The 15,067-nt window shown below is 58.0% G+C and carries 15 protein-coding genes; 4 read left to right on the top strand and 11 right to left on the bottom strand.

Going from position 1 to position 15,067, the window contains the following annotated elements; translation table 11 throughout:
• Nucleotides 1-4: 4 nt before the first annotated feature.
• Together BMZ81_RS11030 and BMZ81_RS11025 are read right to left on the bottom strand one after the other, a co-directional pair.
• The gene (locus BMZ81_RS11030; RefSeq protein WP_091132022.1) at nucleotides 5-217 is read right to left on the bottom strand and encodes a 4Fe-4S dicluster domain-containing protein; all 213 of its coding nucleotides are present in this window, start codon (nucleotides 215-217) and stop codon (nucleotides 5-7) included.
• 36 nt (nucleotides 218-253) lie between these two features.
• Nucleotides 254-952, bottom strand: a complete 699-nt coding sequence (locus BMZ81_RS11025) for a nucleotide-binding protein (RefSeq protein WP_242942628.1) — start codon at nucleotides 950-952, stop codon at nucleotides 254-256.
• Between the two features lie 190 nt (nucleotides 953-1,142).
• Between BMZ81_RS11025 and BMZ81_RS11020 the strand changes: the two genes are divergently transcribed.
• The 3 genes from BMZ81_RS11020 (at nucleotide 1,143) to BMZ81_RS11010 (ending at nucleotide 4,365) form a co-directional block, all read left to right on the top strand.
• Nucleotides 1,143-1,826, top strand: a complete 684-nt coding sequence (locus tag BMZ81_RS11020) for a FadR/GntR family transcriptional regulator (RefSeq protein WP_091132020.1) — start codon at nucleotides 1,143-1,145, stop codon at nucleotides 1,824-1,826.
• Nucleotides 1,827-2,120: 294 nt separating this feature from the next.
• Nucleotides 2,121-2,639 (top strand): DUF8052 family protein, encoded by a 519-nt coding sequence (locus tag BMZ81_RS11015; protein ID WP_242942627.1) that lies wholly within the window; start codon nucleotides 2,121-2,123, stop codon nucleotides 2,637-2,639.
• Nucleotides 2,640-2,655: 16 nt separating this feature from the next.
• Nucleotides 2,656-4,365: a carbon starvation CstA family protein gene (locus BMZ81_RS11010; RefSeq protein ID WP_091132018.1), complete on the top strand. Its 1,710-nt coding sequence runs from the start codon at nucleotides 2,656-2,658 to the stop codon at nucleotides 4,363-4,365.
• Between the two features lie 101 nt (nucleotides 4,366-4,466).
• Here the strand turns inward: BMZ81_RS11010 and aroQ are convergent, their stop codons facing one another.
• From aroQ to BMZ81_RS10965, 9 genes are all read right to left on the bottom strand, one after another.
• On the bottom strand, nucleotides 4,467-4,913 hold the full coding sequence (gene aroQ, locus BMZ81_RS11005) for a type II 3-dehydroquinate dehydratase (RefSeq protein WP_091132015.1): 447 nt from the start codon (nucleotides 4,911-4,913) through the stop codon (nucleotides 4,467-4,469).
• Entirely contained in the window at nucleotides 4,840-6,135 is a 1,296-nt protein-coding gene (locus tag BMZ81_RS11000) for a shikimate kinase (protein ID WP_242942630.1), read from the bottom strand. The genes aroQ and BMZ81_RS11000 overlap by 74 nt, the downstream gene beginning before the upstream one ends.
• A 53-nt stretch (nucleotides 6,136-6,188) precedes the next feature.
• Nucleotides 6,189-7,325 carry a bifunctional chorismate mutase/prephenate dehydratase gene (locus BMZ81_RS10995; RefSeq protein ID WP_091132010.1) on the bottom strand — a complete coding sequence of 379 codons (1,137 nt, stop codon included), beginning with the start codon at nucleotides 7,323-7,325 and terminating at the stop codon, nucleotides 6,189-6,191.
• Entirely contained in the window at nucleotides 7,312-8,403 is a 1,092-nt protein-coding gene (gene aroC, locus BMZ81_RS10990; protein ID WP_091132008.1) for a chorismate synthase, read from the bottom strand. Before aroC ends, BMZ81_RS10995 begins: the two co-directional genes overlap by 14 nt.
• Nucleotides 8,393-9,619: a 3-phosphoshikimate 1-carboxyvinyltransferase gene (locus tag BMZ81_RS10985; protein WP_091132006.1), complete on the bottom strand. Its 1,227-nt coding sequence runs from the start codon at nucleotides 9,617-9,619 to the stop codon at nucleotides 8,393-8,395. The genes aroC and BMZ81_RS10985 overlap by 11 nt, the downstream gene beginning before the upstream one ends.
• Nucleotides 9,620-10,690, bottom strand: coding sequence for a 3-dehydroquinate synthase (gene aroB / locus BMZ81_RS10980; RefSeq protein ID WP_091132004.1), 1,071 nt, complete (start codon nucleotides 10,688-10,690; stop codon nucleotides 9,620-9,622).
• Between the two features lie 49 nt (nucleotides 10,691-10,739).
• The gene (locus BMZ81_RS10975; protein WP_091132001.1) at nucleotides 10,740-11,576 is read right to left on the bottom strand and encodes a prephenate dehydrogenase; all 837 of its coding nucleotides are present in this window, start codon (nucleotides 11,574-11,576) and stop codon (nucleotides 10,740-10,742) included.
• 4 nt (nucleotides 11,577-11,580) lie between these two features.
• Nucleotides 11,581-12,594: a 3-deoxy-7-phosphoheptulonate synthase gene (aroF, locus tag BMZ81_RS10970; protein WP_091132000.1), complete on the bottom strand. Its 1,014-nt coding sequence runs from the start codon at nucleotides 12,592-12,594 to the stop codon at nucleotides 11,581-11,583.
• Between the two features lie 332 nt (nucleotides 12,595-12,926).
• Nucleotides 12,927-13,490 (bottom strand): zinc dependent phospholipase C family protein, encoded by a 564-nt coding sequence (locus BMZ81_RS10965; protein ID WP_091131998.1) that lies wholly within the window; start codon nucleotides 13,488-13,490, stop codon nucleotides 12,927-12,929.
• 182 nt (nucleotides 13,491-13,672) lie between these two features.
• Here BMZ81_RS10965 and BMZ81_RS10960 point away from each other — a divergent pair, with 182 nt between their 5' ends.
• Nucleotides 13,673-15,025, top strand: coding sequence for an acetyl-CoA hydrolase/transferase family protein (locus BMZ81_RS10960; RefSeq protein ID WP_091131996.1), 1,353 nt, complete (start codon nucleotides 13,673-13,675; stop codon nucleotides 15,023-15,025).
• Nucleotides 15,026-15,067 lie beyond the last annotated feature (42 nt).

Genomic DNA, 15,067 nt, shown 5'->3' with positions numbered 1-15,067 from the left:
TTCTTCAGAATTTTTCCACAGTGATAATGGAATCCGGACAGATTTTTGCGCAGCTGGCGCAGGCGATGCACTGGGCAATGTCCGTCACATGGGCGGGGTGATAGCCCTTGCGGTTGATGACCCTTGTGTCGATTGCCACAATGTGCTTGGGGCAAACCATCGTACACAACTCGCACCCCTTGCACCGGTCGGAGTTAAAGGTTACCTTGGCTGTCATAATAGATAGATTCTCCTTTCTCCGGAAGTCCACGGGTCATTCCCATGGCTTTTTCATCCTGATGGTAATGGGGAACACAGGTTCCCGCAGGTCAGACAATTGATTGGTAAATTGCGCTTCCGCCATATGGCAGAGAACGGGAATGCCGGTTTGGGAGGAGACCGCCCCCGCCAGGGCTGCACCCTTGCGGATCTCCTCTGCCGTAGTCTCTCCGCAGAGGTGGGTGTTATTGACAATCCCGCCGCAGGTAAGACCGGTGACTGCTTCGATGCCCCGTAAATAGCGGATTGCGGCATCAGCGGTTTTTACCTCGGGGCGGTTTGCATTCAGAACATAAATTAACTGGTAATCCTCTCCTGCAATTTTAGGCTGGAACCGGGCCAGCACCCGGGCACCCACCGGATCACCGCCAATATCCAGCACACCGCGGACTTTCCGGTTTTCCAGAATGGCCAGCAGCTCGGCGGGAAGGGCGGGAACGTCGGCGTCGGAACAGGCTTGGGAAGATGAGATCAACTCAATACCGGCGGATTCCAGCATCTGTCTGCGCTCCCTGGAGCGAAAGTAGGGATTCACAATGTCCAAGTCTGCCATCATAACAGGCTTCCCCTCCTGGGCCAGAGCCAGCGCCAGATTCACCGCAAACTCTGTCTTTCCGGTTCCATAGTGGCCGGTGACAATAGAGAGCCGATGCGTACAAATATCCCCTGCCGTCAAAATAAGCTCACCTCCCAAAAGTTGGCTTCCCAAAAACTTGCTACAAAACTAGTTGTATTATTTCGCTTATGTTGTATGATGTCATTGTATACGAAAAGAAATATGATGTCAAGAGCCTTCTTGCAAGATCACACAAAACGCGATATGATACAAAAACAGAAAACCAGGAATGGCCGCGGCAGTGCCGCGAAAAGGAGTTGGACAAAGGATGAGAGCACAGAAAAAGACCAAGCTGTCCGAGCGGACCTCAGACCGTCTGTACGAGATGATTATGGAGGAGAACCGCTATGAGCCAGGCAGCAAGCTGCCCAATGAAAACGAGCTCAGTGCGGCGCTGCAGGTCAGCCGCACCACTCTGCGGGAGGCCATTTCGTTTCTGGTGGCGCAGGGCGTCTTGGAGATTCGCCGGGGTAAAGGCACATATGTATCAGAAACCCTGCCGGATACCGGCTTGAATCTTACAGCGCTTTCCAGCCTGCGGGCCAAGGAACGGGCAATGGACCTTTTTGAGATGCGGCTTATTTTTGAACCGGAAACGGTGGCGCTGGCCTGCCAACGGGCCACAGATGAAGAATTGCAGCAGATCCGAAAGAAGGCGGAACGGATGGAACAGGTGGCCGCCTCCGGCGGAGATTGGCCCTTGGCAGATCAGGAATTTCATATGGCGCTGATCAAGGCATCCCATAATGAATATATGCGCCGCCTTTACCCCATTATCAACGGCGCTGTCAACGAGATCCTGCAAATCTCACAAAACCGGCAGCAGATGCAGGAGATTGCCCTGGCGGATAACCGGCTGATTCTGGAATTCCTGATGAAACGGGATGAAACGGGAGCGCGCCATGCGATGAGTATCCATATGAAGCATTTGATCAATACGCTGAACCGGTAATTACCTGTACAGCCGGAAACGCTGGGTCACCGGAGAAAAAAGAATTTTTGGCAAATTAACCCAAACCCAAAGCGGAAAATGTGTATAAAGCACAATGGAGTACAGAAAAACCAAAAATTTGCTAGATGAAATACACAACTTTACCCCACTTATTCACAAATTGTACACAAATTTAATGAGACCCTCTTAACAAAGCTGAAATGTTCGTGTATAATGAAAGCTGTAAAGAGCGTTTAGATTTCATCATAAATAGCAGGAAGAACGCTAGGATTTTATCAAAGTTAAGGAGTTCCTATGGAGATGACCCTGCAGGAGCGGCTGGAGCAGTTGTTGAACGCCTATTCTTACTATTTTGACATCGAAAGGGACATTCAGGTATCCGGCGGAAGCTTTCCGGCCGCAGCGGCCTATCACATGCGGGAGGAGAATTACGTCGCCACCAAGGCCCACACGATTTATGCGACGGAACAAAATGAGTACGTATACTTTTACGTGACAGAGCATCTGGATGCCCAGACGTTGCAGCAGCAGGTAGACCTGTCCCGGAAGGCGGGCCTGGCTGCCATCAATCCCCACAAGGAGCACATGTTTTCCTATGTTACGCTGGTGATTCTGGCGGACACCATTGATCCGGAGGCACAGAAACTGATCAAACGGACACGCTTCCGGAAGAATTTTTGGCTGGCACTCCACGGCTGGATGGAGTATCACATAGCAGCAATGGAATGTTCTACGCAGAGCTTCTTTTCCAATCCAGCCGGGAAAGAGGCACGCAAGACCTTGGAGCGCAATTTCCTACCCAAGGCAAAATAAGAAGGGAGAGTATCATATGAACTCGTTAGTAATCCTGTTGATTTCTATCGTCGTTCTGGTCGGCGGCTATTTGTTCTATGGCAAATGGCTGGCAAAGCAGTGGGGGGTGGATCCTTCCCGGGAGACCCCTGCACATACCATGGCGGATGGCAATGACTACTGTGCCGCCAAGGCCCCTGTTCTGCTGGGTCACCACTTCGCATCCATCGCCGGAGCCGGCCCCATCAATGGACCCATCCAAGCGGCTATTTTCGGTTGGGTTCCCGTCCTTTTGTGGATTCTGGTCGGCGGCGTGTTCTTCGGCGCTACGCACGATTTTGCCGCTCTGTTTGCCTCTATCCGGCACGAGGGTAAGTCCATCGGCCATGTCATTGAGGTCAATATCGGCCGCCGCGGCAAGAAGCTGTTTCTGGTGTTTGCCTATCTGACGCTGCTGCTGGTGGTTGCCGCCTTCGGTTCCATCGTGGTGGGCACATTTGCCGGGTTTAATGCCGATGGATCCCAGAACATCGCCAATGGCCGGACTGCCATGATTTCCATGTTGTTCATCGTTTTGGCCATTGCGTTCGGGTTCCTGGTGTACCGGAAGAATGCCCCGCTGGGAATCTCTACGGTTATCGGGGTTGCCGCCCTGGTGGCCTGCATTGCCATCGGCTACAATATTCCGGTGTTTGCCAGCGCCAATTTCTGGACCATTTTCGTCATGGCCTACATTCTGATCGCCTCGGTAACTCCTGTGTGGATTCTGCTGCAGCCCCGTGACTATCTGAACAGCTTCCTGCTGTATGGTATGATCATTCTGGCTGTTGTGGGCATTGTGGTGGCACACCCCACCATGAACCTGCCGGCATATACAGGCTTCGGCGGTGTGGACGGCACAAGCCAGCTGTTCCCGGTTCTGTTCATTACCGTGGCCTGCGGCGCTATCTCCGGTTTCCACTCCCTGGTGGGATCCGGTACCACTGCAAAGCAGCTGGACAACGAGAAGGATGCGATGGCCATCGGCTACGGCGGCATGCTGATCGAGTGCGCGCTGGCCGTCATCTCCCTGATTTGCGTCAGCTTCCTCTTCGGCAGCGACCTGATTGCCCTGAAGGCCTCCGGTATCCCCGATGCTACGCCTACGGTGGTATTTGCCACTGGCATTTCTCAGATGCTGGCAAAGATTGGTCTGCCCACTGATGTGATGTACTCCGTACTGATTCTGGCTGTATCCGCATTCTGCCTGACCTCTCTGGACACCGCCACCCGTCTGGCCCGCTATATGCTCCAGGAGTTCTTTGTGGATGAGGGCGAAAGCGTTGAGAATCTGACCGGCTTCAAGAAGGCAGTCTCCAATCCGTTTATTGCTACACTCATCACTGTTGTCCTGGGCGGCATTCTGATGACCGGCGGCTACAGCCTGATTTGGCCCCTGTTCGGTGCTGCCAACCAGCTGCTGGCTGCTCTGGCTCTGCTGGCCTGCGCTGCCTGGCTGGGCAACATCGGCAAGAACAACAAGATGTTCTACATTCCCATGGTGTTCATGCTGATTGCCACCCTGACCTCTCTGGTGATCACCTTCAAGACCAAGATTGGCCGTCTGATGAATCCTCCTGAGGCTCCCACTGTCCTGGCTGACGTTCTGCAGGCCGGTTTCTCTGTGGTGCTGTTCGTCCTGGCCATTGTGCTGGTGTTTGAGGGTTATAAGGCTCTGACCAATAAGAAGGCTGCACAGAGCAAGTAAGCAAGCACTTGTGCGTTTCATGTGGCAGAGTGCCAGTCTCTGCAGGCAACACAAAAACAATAAAAGGCGCCTCCGGTTCAACCGGGGGCGCTTTTTTTAGCCTATATGCCGTTGTTGTCTGATGCGCCGGCAAGCAGGCGAAGGGCTTCGATATATCCACGAAACCCATGTCCCTTGATGGTGGCGATGCAGGCGGCGCGGAGATAGGAGATGCGGCGGAATTCCTCCCGGGTGTCCGGATCGGAAATATGAACCTCCACAGTTGGAATGCTGACGCCCTTTACCGCGTCCAGCAGGGCCACACTGGTGTGGGTATAGGCGCCGGGATTGATCACAATGCCGTCCACGTGGTCAAAGTAGGCTTGCTGAATGGCGTCCACCAGCGCTCCTTCGTGATTGGACTGGAAAAAGGATACCCGTACGCCCAGCCGATCCGCCTCGGCCTGAATCATGGCACACAGGTCGTCATAGGTCTCATGGCCGTATATTTCCGGCTGCCGGATGCCCAGCATGTTCAGATTCGGGCCGTTCATCACCAGAATGTTCACAAAAATCCCTCCAAATCGCGGCGGCGGTATCTGCCACCGCACCGTTGTTGTCGATGGCCGCGTCCCGGAACTGCTCGTACAGGGGGGCTCGCTCTGTCCACATGGCGGCAAGGTCCGCTCCCTGGGACAGCGGGCGGCCGTCTGTGGGAAGGGCATCCAGCGCCCGGATTAACTGATAAATCCGGCCGTTTTGGTGCAGGGCAGCATAGTTCCGGGGATCCTTCACCACGCCTCCCCCTGTGAGAAGCAGCTTGCCGGAGAGCTTTCCGGCTTCCGCAGTCTCCTCCTGCTCCAGTGCCCGAAAGGCCGCTTCGCCGCCCTGGGCGAAAATCTCCGGAATAGAGCAGCCGGCCCGCTCCACAATCCGCTGGTCAATGTCAATGGCCTCCCGGCCGGTGAGCGCTGCCAACGCAGCGCCGACGGTGGTTTTACCGCAGCCCGGCATGCCAATGAGCACCAGATTGGTGGCATCCCGCCGCAGCAGGGAGAGGATACGTTCATTCCCGCCGGCGGGAATGACCTTGTCAAAGAAGAACTCTTCCGCCGCCACCGCCTGGGCCACCAGCATGGGCAGGCCATCCGAGTAGGGCAGGCCCAGCGCCTCGGCCTGCAGCAGCAAAGCCGTCCGGCGGGGATTGTACACCACGTCCAGCACGCCCTGGCAGGCGGGAAAGGCAGTGAGATCCACCGGGGCGGCGCCGTTATGGGGGTACATGCCGACCGGCGTGGTGTTCACCACAATTTCCGCATCCGCATGGCGGGAGAGGTTTTGGTAGTTGTCGGGACCGGAGCGGGAGATGACCACTACCTCCCAGGAACCCAGCTGCGCCGCCACGGCCCTGGCGGTCAGAGAAGCGCCCCCGCTGCCAAGAATCACGGCTTTCCGACCGGCAAAGGAGATGCCCGCCCGTGCTGCCATATAGCGGAAGCCCGCGGCATCGGTATTATAGGCATACAGCTTTCCATCGGCCCGGCGGACCAAGGTATTGACACTGCCGATGGCGGCGGCCATCTCGTCGATGACATCGCAGTAGGGGATGACGTCCCGCTTGTAGGGAATGGTGACATTCAGGCCGCCGATGTCCCCACGGCGGAGGAAGTCCGGCAGCTCCTCCGGCTCCAGCTCAATGAGACGGTAGCCCTCACAGCCCAGTGCCTTGTGAATGGGAACGGACCAGCTGTGGCCCAGCTTGCGGCCAAGCAAACCGTAGATCTTGTCCATCAAATCAGTTCCTCCCTAGAGAAGTCAGGGGGAGTCCGCTCCCCCCTGAAATTTTATACTTCCGCGTAATTGCCCAGGAAGCTGAAGTTGGCGCAGCTGCGCTCCATCTCCTCCAGCATGGCCAGCACGCTGGGATCCTGCACGGAGGCGTCCAGTTCCAGGAAGAAGATGAACTCAAAGTCGCTGCCCACCACGGGGCAGGATTCCAGCTTTGTCAGGTTGATATCCAGCGCCGCCAGCTTGGAGAGAATCTCATACAGCGCGCCGGGACGGTTCTCAAAGGCAATGATCAGGCTGATGCGGTTGGCGCCGGCGTAAATGGCGGGATCTTTGGAGATGCAGATAAAGCGGGTATAGTTGTTGTCGCTGTCCTGAATGCGGTCGTTGATGCACTCCAGACCATACAGGGCGGCGCAGGGGTGGGAGGAGATGGCCGCAGCATGGCGGTTGCCGCTCTCCGCCACCATCTTGGCGGCCATGGCGGTGTTGTCACAGGGAATTACCCGGACACCGTTCAGGCCACCCAAAAATTTGCTGCACTGGCCAATGGCCTGCTCGTGGGAGTAGATCTCCGTGATGTCGCCCAGCTTCACGCCGGGCAGCGTCAGCAGCTCGTGACGAATGCACAGGCGGGTGGAGCGGACGATGGAGAGGTTGTGCTCCTGCAGCAGCTCGTATACCGCCCGGACGGAGCCGTTGGAGCTGTTTTCAATGGGCAGCACACCGAACTTGCACAGGCCGGACTCCACAGCGGAGACCACGGCCTCAAAGGTCTTGACATACACGATATTGCCCCGGGGCAGCAGACGGTCGCAGGCCACCTGGGAGTTGGCGCCCTCCACGCCCTGGCAGGCCACCAAACCCGTCTGGGGGAACACGGCACTGCCGGCCTCCAGGGAGGCCTTTACCTGGGCGGCCACCTTGGTGGGGGCGGAGAGAAGTTCCGCCTGCCGGGAGCGGGCCAGCTCAAACAGCGTGGAGAACAGGTGGTAGGCGTACCGTTCCTTTTCCCCGGATTTTTCCGTAACCTTGGCCAGCACTTCCCGCTCCCGCTGTTTGTTCAAAATGGGCAGATGATGCTCGTTCTTATAGGCGGCGACGTCCTCCGCCAGGCTCATGCGCTCCAGAAACAGCTGCAGCAGCTGATTGTCCACGGCGTCGATTTTCGTACGGATTTCAGAAAGTTCCATGATGTCCCTCCAATAAAATATCTAGCAGGACCGCCGCAGTGACGGCCTCCACCACCGGAACGGCCCGGTGGGCAATACACGGATCATGACGGCCCCGAATCTGAAGCTCCGCCGTCTCCATAGCGGACAGGCTGACAGTCTGCTGAGGCCTGGAAATGGACGGCGTGGGCTTGATGGCCACCCGCAGGATTACCGGCATCCCGGTGGTGATGCCGCCCAGAATACCGCCGGCGCGGTTGCTTGCCGCAGCAACGCTCCCATTCTTCACGGTAAAGGGGTCGTTGTTTTCGGAGCCGCGGAGCCGGGCGGAGGCAAAGCCTGCGCCGAATTCCAGCCCCTTCACCGCCGGAATGCCGAAAAGAGCGGCGGCGAGACGGTTTTCCATGCCGTCGAACATGGGGTCCCCCAGTCCGGCGGGAAGGCCGATGGCAGCGCATTCAATGACGCCGCCCACACTGTCACCATCCTGTCGGGCAGATTGGATGACCTGGCGCATCCGCGCGCCGGCCTCATCGTCCATGACGGGAAAGGGCTTTGCGGCAATGTCCGCAAACAGTGCCGCTGTGGGATACAGGGGAAAGACACGGTCTTCCTCCGCTCCCACGGATTGAAGATGCGCTCCCACATGGACGCCCCGGCGGGCCAGAATCTGCTTGGCAATGCCGCCGGCCACGCACAGGGGGGCCGTCAGGCGGCCGGAAAAGTGCCCGCCGCCCCGCATGTCCGCCTGGCCGCCCCATTTCACAAAGGCGGTGTAATCCGCATGGGAGGGCCGGGGTTTGTCCCGAAGCTCCTCGTAATCCGAGGAGTGCTGGTCGCTGTTTTCGATGACGGCACACAGCGGCGCACCGCAGGTGACGCCGTTTTCCACACCGGAGAGAAACAGGGGGATGTCCGTCTCCTTCCGCGGTGTGGACAGACCATCCTTCCCCGGGCGGCGGCGGTCCAGAAAGGCGTTCAATTCCTCAAAATCAATGGCTTCCCCGGCGGGAAGTCCATCCATATTGACGCCGATGGCACGGCCGTGGGACTGGCCGAAGACAGAGATTTTCAGCAGCTTGCCGAACTCAGAGGACATGGACGTCACCTCCCAGACGCGTGTATTCATCGAAGAAATTCGGATAGGATTTGCGGACGGCCTCCGCTCCCAAAATGGTGACGGGGGCGGCGCAGGCTGTGGCAGCAATGGCCGCCGCCATCACGATGCGGTGGTCGTTTGCTCCATCCACAGTGCCGCCGGAGAGCTGGGGCAGTCCGTAAACGGTGAGGCTGTCGGGCCCCTCCTCCGCCTGGCCGCCCAGCGCGGTCAGAAGGCTCCGGACAGTTTTCAGCCTGTCGCTCTCCTTGATGCGGAGCCGGGCGGCACCCACGAACCGGGTGGTACCGCTGCGCACGGCGGCCATGACCGCCAGCGGCGGCAGCAGGTCGGGACAGCCGGACATGTCGATGTCCACCTCTCCGGGCTGAGTCAGCCGCAGGAAGTGGGCCGCTACCGCCATATCACCTTGGGCGGAAAAGGCATTCAAGCCCTCCAGCCCCAGTTTGCTGCCAAGGGCGATAGCTGCATACCAGAACCCCGCCTGGGACCAGTCCGCTTCCACAGTGCCGTCGAAGGCCTGATAGGCTGCGGGGCGGAGCTGCCAGCTGCCGCGCACAGGTCCCGGAGAAACTGCCACGCCGGCGGCTTCCATGGAAAGGAGTGTCATGTCAATATAGTTGGAGGATTCCAGCGCCGTGGTGCTGACAAGAGAGCTGTTTCCATCCAGCAGCGGCAGAGCAAAGAGCAGTCCGGTGAAAAACTGGCTGGACACGTTGCCCGGCAGGCGGTATTCCCCTGCCGTCAGCTGTCCGCGAACCGTCAGAGCGCCGTCCTTCTGCGCATAGAGGATGCCCTTCTCGTCAAACAGGTCAAAATAGGGCTGCTGGGGCCGCTCCATCAGCCGTCCCCGGCCGGTAAACACCCCGCCTCCGGCAGCCGCCAGGGCGATGGGGATGAAAAACCGGAGCGTAGAACCGGATTCTCCGCAGTCAAAGCGCGGCAGCTCTGAAGCGGCTGCAGAAGTTCCTCCGAAGCCGTAAATCCGGAGACAGCCGTCTTCCGGCTGCTCCCAGCGTCCTCCCAGAGACTGAATGCACCGCAGGGTAGCCTCAATGTCCTGGGAGAAGGCGATGTTTCGGATCGTGCTGACGCCGGTGCCCAGGGCGGCGGCAATCAGCAGCCGGTGAGCCATGGACTTGCTCGGGGGAGGCGTGACAGTGCCGGAGAGCTTCCGGGGGCCTATACGAATGTCCATTTACGCCTCCAGTCCCGCAGAGATAATGGGCAGCAGCTCTGCAACCGGCACCTTTTTCAAGGAGCAGAGGCCGATTTTCCGGGGAATCACCAGCGTGATGGTGTTGCCGGAGCGCTTCTTGTCCGCCAGTGCGGCTTCCGCCAGCGCGGCGGCGGAATATGCCGTGCCTGTGGGCAGTCCGTTTGCCAAAAGACATGCGGAGACGCGGCTTGCAATGGGAGCCTCCGTCCAGCCAAGACGCTCGGCAGCCCGGGCGATGACGGCCAATCCCGCCGCCACGGCGTGGCCGTGGGGAATGGCGTAATTGCTGCATTTTTCAATGGCATGGCCCACGGTGTGGCCCAGATTCAAAAGCTTCCGCTCCCCCTGTTCCCGCTCGTCCCGCTCCACAACGCCGGCTTTGTACCGGACGCACCGGGCAATGACTTCTGCCGGGGCGGAAGCGAGGGCGTCGTCCTCAAAGAGGGAAAACAGGCCCTCGTCTGAGAGAACGCCGGTTTTGATGGCCTCAGCGGCGCCGTCGGCAACCATGTCGGCGGGGAGGCTTTGCAGGCAGTCTGTATCACACAAAACGGCTGCGGGCTGCAAAAAGGCCCCGGCCAGATTTTTCCCGGCCGTGAGGTCAATGGCGGTCTTGCCGCCCACCGAGGAGTCCACAGCGGAGAGCAGCGTGGTGGGCAATTGCACGCAGCGAATCCCCCGCAGGTACACGGCGGCGGCAAAGCCCGCCATGTCGCCGGTGACCCCCCCGCCCAGCGCCGCTACGCAGTCGCCGCGGGTCAGGTGCGCCGCGGCCAGGGATTCCAGCAAATCGGACAGGGTGGAGAGGCTTTTGTGGGCCTCTCCTGCGGGAAACACATGGGTGCTGACGGCAAAACCGGCGGACCGAAGGCTGTCGGACACGGTATTCAGATACAGGGGGGCCACGGTGCTGTCGGTGATGACAGCCACCTGGCAGAGAGGGAGAAGGCCCTTCAGCCGGGGGCCGCATTGGCCCAGCAGTCCCGGCCCGATGGCCACCTCGTAAGCGGGGGTTGTGCGGATAGGAATGGTTTGAATGGAGTTGGACATAAAAGAGTACTCCTTCGTATCAAAATAGGGAAGCGGACATTGCCTCGACTTAGTTGCCTCCCGCCGTGGCCTTCTTCTCCCGACCGTCTTTCAGCAGGGCATGCAAAGCCTTGGCGTCTTTTGCCTTCAAGGCATTGGCGTATTCGGTCAAATGCGCAATCAGCTCATCCAGCTCTGCGGTCAGATAGTCGGCGTCATCCAGAAACAGCTCCGTCCACATATCCTCATCCAGCCGGGCCACACGGGTCATATCCTGAAAGCTTCCGGCGGAAAAGCCCCGGCGCTTCTGCGCCTCCGGAGATTTCACATAGGCGCTGGAGGCAATATGTGCCAGCTGGGAGGTGAAGGCGATGATGCGGTCATGTTCTTCCGGGTCGGAGAAGGTGAGGCCCGCGAAGCCCAGGTCCAGGAAAAAGGCCTTCAGTGTTTCCAAAAGCTGCATATCCGTCCGCTTGTCCGGCGTCAGAATCATGGAAGCCCCTACGTACAGATCGTCTGTGGCGGCGGTAAATCCGCCCCGCTCCCGGCCGGCCATGGGGTGCCCGCCGATATAGGAAAAGCCGTACTGCTCCGCAATGGGGCTGATGCCGGCAACCACTACCCGCTTCACACCGCACAGATCCACCACAATGGCGGACTCGGCAATCAAAGGAGCATGCTGCCGCACCCAGTCAATCGCGGCGCTGGGGCGGATGGCAATCAAAAGAATTTCGCAGGAGGGGAGATTTTCATCTGTCAGCGGAGCGTCCATCGCACCGCACATCCGGGCCATCATCATGGTCTCCCCATTGAGATCCGTGCCATATACCGTATGGGAGGTGCGGGTTTTGATGCTTTTTGCCATGGAGCCGCCGATGAGGCCCAGGCCGACAATTCCGATCTTCATTTCATCAGTCCTCCAGGGTCTTCATAACCTCGTGAAGCTTCAGAAGCTTCTTGGCCAGGGGATCAAACACCTCCGGCTTCAGAGACTGGGGACCGTCGCACAGGGCGTGGGCAGGGTCATTATGCACCTCAATCTGAAGCCCATCGCAGCCGGTAGCCACGGCGCCCATAGCTAGGGGCTCCACCAGCCAGCTCTTTCCGGTGGCGTGGCTGGGGTCGATGATGACGGGCAGGTGGGTGAGCTTCCGCAGCACGGGAATCGCTGCCAAATCCAGCGTGTTGCGGGTGTAGCTCTCAAAGGTACGGATGCCCCGCTCGCAGAGAATGACCTTCTCGTTGCCGCCGGCCATGACATACTCGGCGCTCATCAGCCACTCTTCATAAGTGGCGGACATGCCCCGCTTGATCATCACGGGCTTGTCCTGGTGCCCCACGGCTTTCAGCAGATCAAAATTCTGCATGTTCCGGGCACCGATCTGAATCACATCCACATCCTGAAACAAAGGCAGCTGGCTCAAATCCATCAGCTCGGTGACAATGGGAAGTCCCGTTTCCTGTTTGGCAATTTTCAGATATTCCAGGCCTGTGGCACCAAGGCCCTGGAAGGAGTAGGGGGAGGTGCGGGGTTTGAATGCACCGCCGCGGAGCATGGTGGCACCGCTGGCCTTGACAGCCTTGGCGATGGCTACGACCTGTTCCTCAGATTCCACAGAGCAGGGACCGGCCATGATCGTCAGGGTGCCGCCGCCGATCTGGGTATTTCCCACCTTGACAACAGTGTCCTCAGGGTGAAATTTCCGGTTGGCATTTTTGTAAGGCTCCTGCACCCGCTTGACATCCTCCACGATGTCCAGAGCGGAAATCAGGTCAATGTCCAGTTGCGAGGTGTCGCCCACCAGGCCCAAAATGGTGTTGGACTCGCCGATACTGGTGTGAATGATGATGCCTTTGTCCTGGAGCCAGGAAATCAAGCTCTCCAGCTGGTCGCGGTTGGGATTGTGTTTCAGAATGACGATCATGGTAAATTCCTCCTAAAAATGGTATAAAAAAGACCCGCAGCTTGGCTCAGCTGCGGGTCGTCATGTACCGATAAATTCTGACAGCGTCAAAATCAAGCACACACGTTTTCAGCCAAACCGAAATAAGCCTTACCCAGAAAATAGGTAAAGCTAAAGTAACGGTATTCAGCTGCACGAGTGAGGTTGGTCATGATCGATGTCCTTTCAGACGCTTTAGATGTTTAAAGAATAGCACTTGTCGGAGCAAATGAAAAGTGACAAAAGTGACAAACTGTATAAAAATATTTCGACAATTTTACACCACTCAACCAAAGGTGCCCTCAAAATCCCCTTCAGGTAAGGGCTCCGGCAGGCTCCGGCAGACAGCCGGCCATCAGCAGGGCGGTGGCCTCCAGAATGTACTGAACATCCATGCGCTGATCGGCCGCGGCCTCCATGTAGTAATCATGGAGCTGAGAGATCGCGCCGCACACATCGGCACGGAACTGCTTCCGCCGCAAGGTATACCCCCGGAGATACTCTTCCAGATACGAGCGCAGATCCGTCTCATACTGGTGGTGGGCCAGCATGGTGTCCGGATAATGCTCATTATGCGGATAGGTAAACGCGTCCGCCAGATAATGCGTCAACTTCCCAAGCGTGTAGTACTGCCATACAGTCCAGCGCGCTTTCCGCTGCTGAAGGCGGCAGATACGGGAGAGAATGTAGGATTTGGAATTGGTGTAATTGTGCCCGCCAAACGTCCGGGCCCGGATAGAGCCCTTCAGATAAGTAAATGGATTACAGTCCGGTTCAAAAGAACCAAACAAAAAAGCGAGTTCATATCGTTTGGAGCAGAACCCATTCTCACACTGCAGCAGAGTGTATGCCAGTAATTTATGGCTGCGTTTCTGCAAGGCGCACCTCCTGGGAAATGTCAGTTAAAAGCTGTGAACAGGGTCAGTATAGCATATGGCAATCAACACATGCAAGCATGAAAAGTGAAAAAGAATGTGAACTCTTCATGAAGAGACCGTTGCATGCGACGGTGCTGCGCGGTACAATGAAACGAAATAAAGTTTCGGGGGAGAGATGACAGATGACGGGACAAATTTCCACAAGGGCCGGCAGGTGTGCGGGCCTTGGCGATTGGAGACGGCAATATGCGGTCCTGCAGATGACGCCGGCGGAAGCCGCTGCACTGGTACGGGACGGTGACACCGTTGTCATGACAGCTGCGGCCAACCGGCCGACCGCAGTGGATCAGGCGCTTGCGCAGTTTCTGCAGGATCAGAAAAGACGGATTGAGCTGAATTCCCTCTTCGCGCTGCCGGATACCCGCCTTTTAGCGCCGGAGTGCACACCCTGGGTGGACTACCGGTCTAACTTTTTTGCTGGGGAGCGCGCGCTGGCCGGCCAGGGAAATATTCACTTTGTTCCCACCCATTTGAGCCAAACCGGAGAGTGGATGCGCTCCAGGCACCCCAGAGTGGCGATTCTGGCATGCTCCGCCCCGGACGAGCACGGCTGGATGAGCCGTTCCCTCTGGGGAGCCTCCCTGAGCCGTGAACTGCTGGAAACGTGCGAAGTTGTCATTGCAGAGGTAAATGCAGAGCTTCCCTCCTTTTCCAGCGGCGGAGAGGCGCATATGCTGCTCCATGTCTCGGAAGTGGATGCCATTGTGGAAAACAGATGCTCTCCTGCGGAGAACCTTCCGGCCGCTGCGGATGAGACGGACAGGGCCATTGCCGGGTATATTGCAGATCTGGTGCCGGACGGAGCCTGCGTCCAGTTTGGCCTTGGGGGGCTTGCCAATGCGGTGGGGGAAAATCTGGCCTACGCCGGGAAAAAGGATTTGGGTGTCCAGACAGAGGTTCTCAGCAACTGCCTGGTGGAGCTGATGGAGAAGGGCGTGGTCAACAATAGCCGCAAGCAGACCTGCCCGGGCCGGACAGTAGGGGCATACTTCATCGGAGACCGGAGGCTGTGGGCGTTTGCCAGGGACAATCCGGCATTTTCCCAGAAGGAAATTGCTTGGGTGAATGATTCTCGCAACATTGCGCGGAATGAACGGGTGGTCTCCATCAACAATGCCATGGAGATTGACCTCACCGGCCAGGTAAATGCAGAGACCGTGGGTGCACGCCAATGGTCCGGTACCGGCGGCCAGCTGGAGTGGGTGATTGGATCGCAGTGGTCCAACGGGGGAAAGAGCATTATTGCACTGCGGTCTGCCTATCGGGATAAATCCGGAATACTGCATTCCAAAATTCTGCCGCAGCTGGCTCCAGGCAGCGTAGTTACCACACCCCGGACCTGGGTGCAGTATGTGGTGACAGAATACGGTGTGGCGGATTTGAAGTACAAAAGTGATTTGGAACGGGCCAGGGCGCTCATTGCAATTGCCCATCCGGATTTTCGGGACGAGCTGCAACACTGGCAAAACCGATAAATGCATGCTGGAAGGCCCCGGGACGGTTTTTGTCCCGGGGCC

The organism is Oscillibacter sp. PC13 (assembly GCF_900115635.1).
Lineage (GTDB): Bacteria > Bacillota > Clostridia > Oscillospirales > Oscillospiraceae > Oscillibacter.
The sequence above is the reverse complement of the archived record's forward strand: the minus strand, read 5'-3'. Positions and strand labels throughout refer to the sequence as shown.

What these genes read in the sequence shown, in the direction of transcription:
- aroC (WP_091132008.1), bottom strand. Translation starts at nt 8,403, where the DNA reads ATGTCCTCTGAGTTCGGCAAGCTGCTGAAAATCTCTGTCTTCGGCCAG.
- BMZ81_RS11020 (WP_091132020.1), top strand. Translation starts at nt 1,143, where the DNA reads ATGAGAGCACAGAAAAAGACCAAGCTGTCCGAGCGGACCTCAGACCGT.
- BMZ81_RS11010 (WP_091132018.1), top strand. Translation starts at nt 2,656, where the DNA reads ATGAACTCGTTAGTAATCCTGTTGATTTCTATCGTCGTTCTGGTCGGC.
- aroB (WP_091132004.1), bottom strand. Translation starts at nt 10,690, where the DNA reads ATGTCCAACTCCATTCAAACCATTCCTATCCGCACAACCCCCGCTTAC.
- BMZ81_RS11000 (WP_242942630.1), bottom strand. Translation starts at nt 6,135, where the DNA reads ATGGACAAGATCTACGGTTTGCTTGGCCGCAAGCTGGGCCACAGCTGG.
- BMZ81_RS10995 (WP_091132010.1), bottom strand. Translation starts at nt 7,325, where the DNA reads ATGGAACTTTCTGAAATCCGTACGAAAATCGACGCCGTGGACAATCAG.
- BMZ81_RS11015 (WP_242942627.1), top strand. Translation starts at nt 2,121, where the DNA reads ATGGAGATGACCCTGCAGGAGCGGCTGGAGCAGTTGTTGAACGCCTAT.
- BMZ81_RS10975 (WP_091132001.1), bottom strand. Translation starts at nt 11,576, where the DNA reads ATGAAGATCGGAATTGTCGGCCTGGGCCTCATCGGCGGCTCCATGGCA.
- BMZ81_RS10985 (WP_091132006.1), bottom strand. Translation starts at nt 9,619, where the DNA reads ATGGACATTCGTATAGGCCCCCGGAAGCTCTCCGGCACTGTCACGCCT.
- BMZ81_RS11030 (WP_091132022.1), bottom strand. Translation starts at nt 217, where the DNA reads ATGACAGCCAAGGTAACCTTTAACTCCGACCGGTGCAAGGGGTGCGAG.
- BMZ81_RS10960 (WP_091131996.1), top strand. Translation starts at nt 13,673, where the DNA reads ATGACGGGACAAATTTCCACAAGGGCCGGCAGGTGTGCGGGCCTTGGC.
- aroF (WP_091132000.1), bottom strand. Translation starts at nt 12,594, where the DNA reads ATGATCGTCATTCTGAAACACAATCCCAACCGCGACCAGCTGGAGAGC.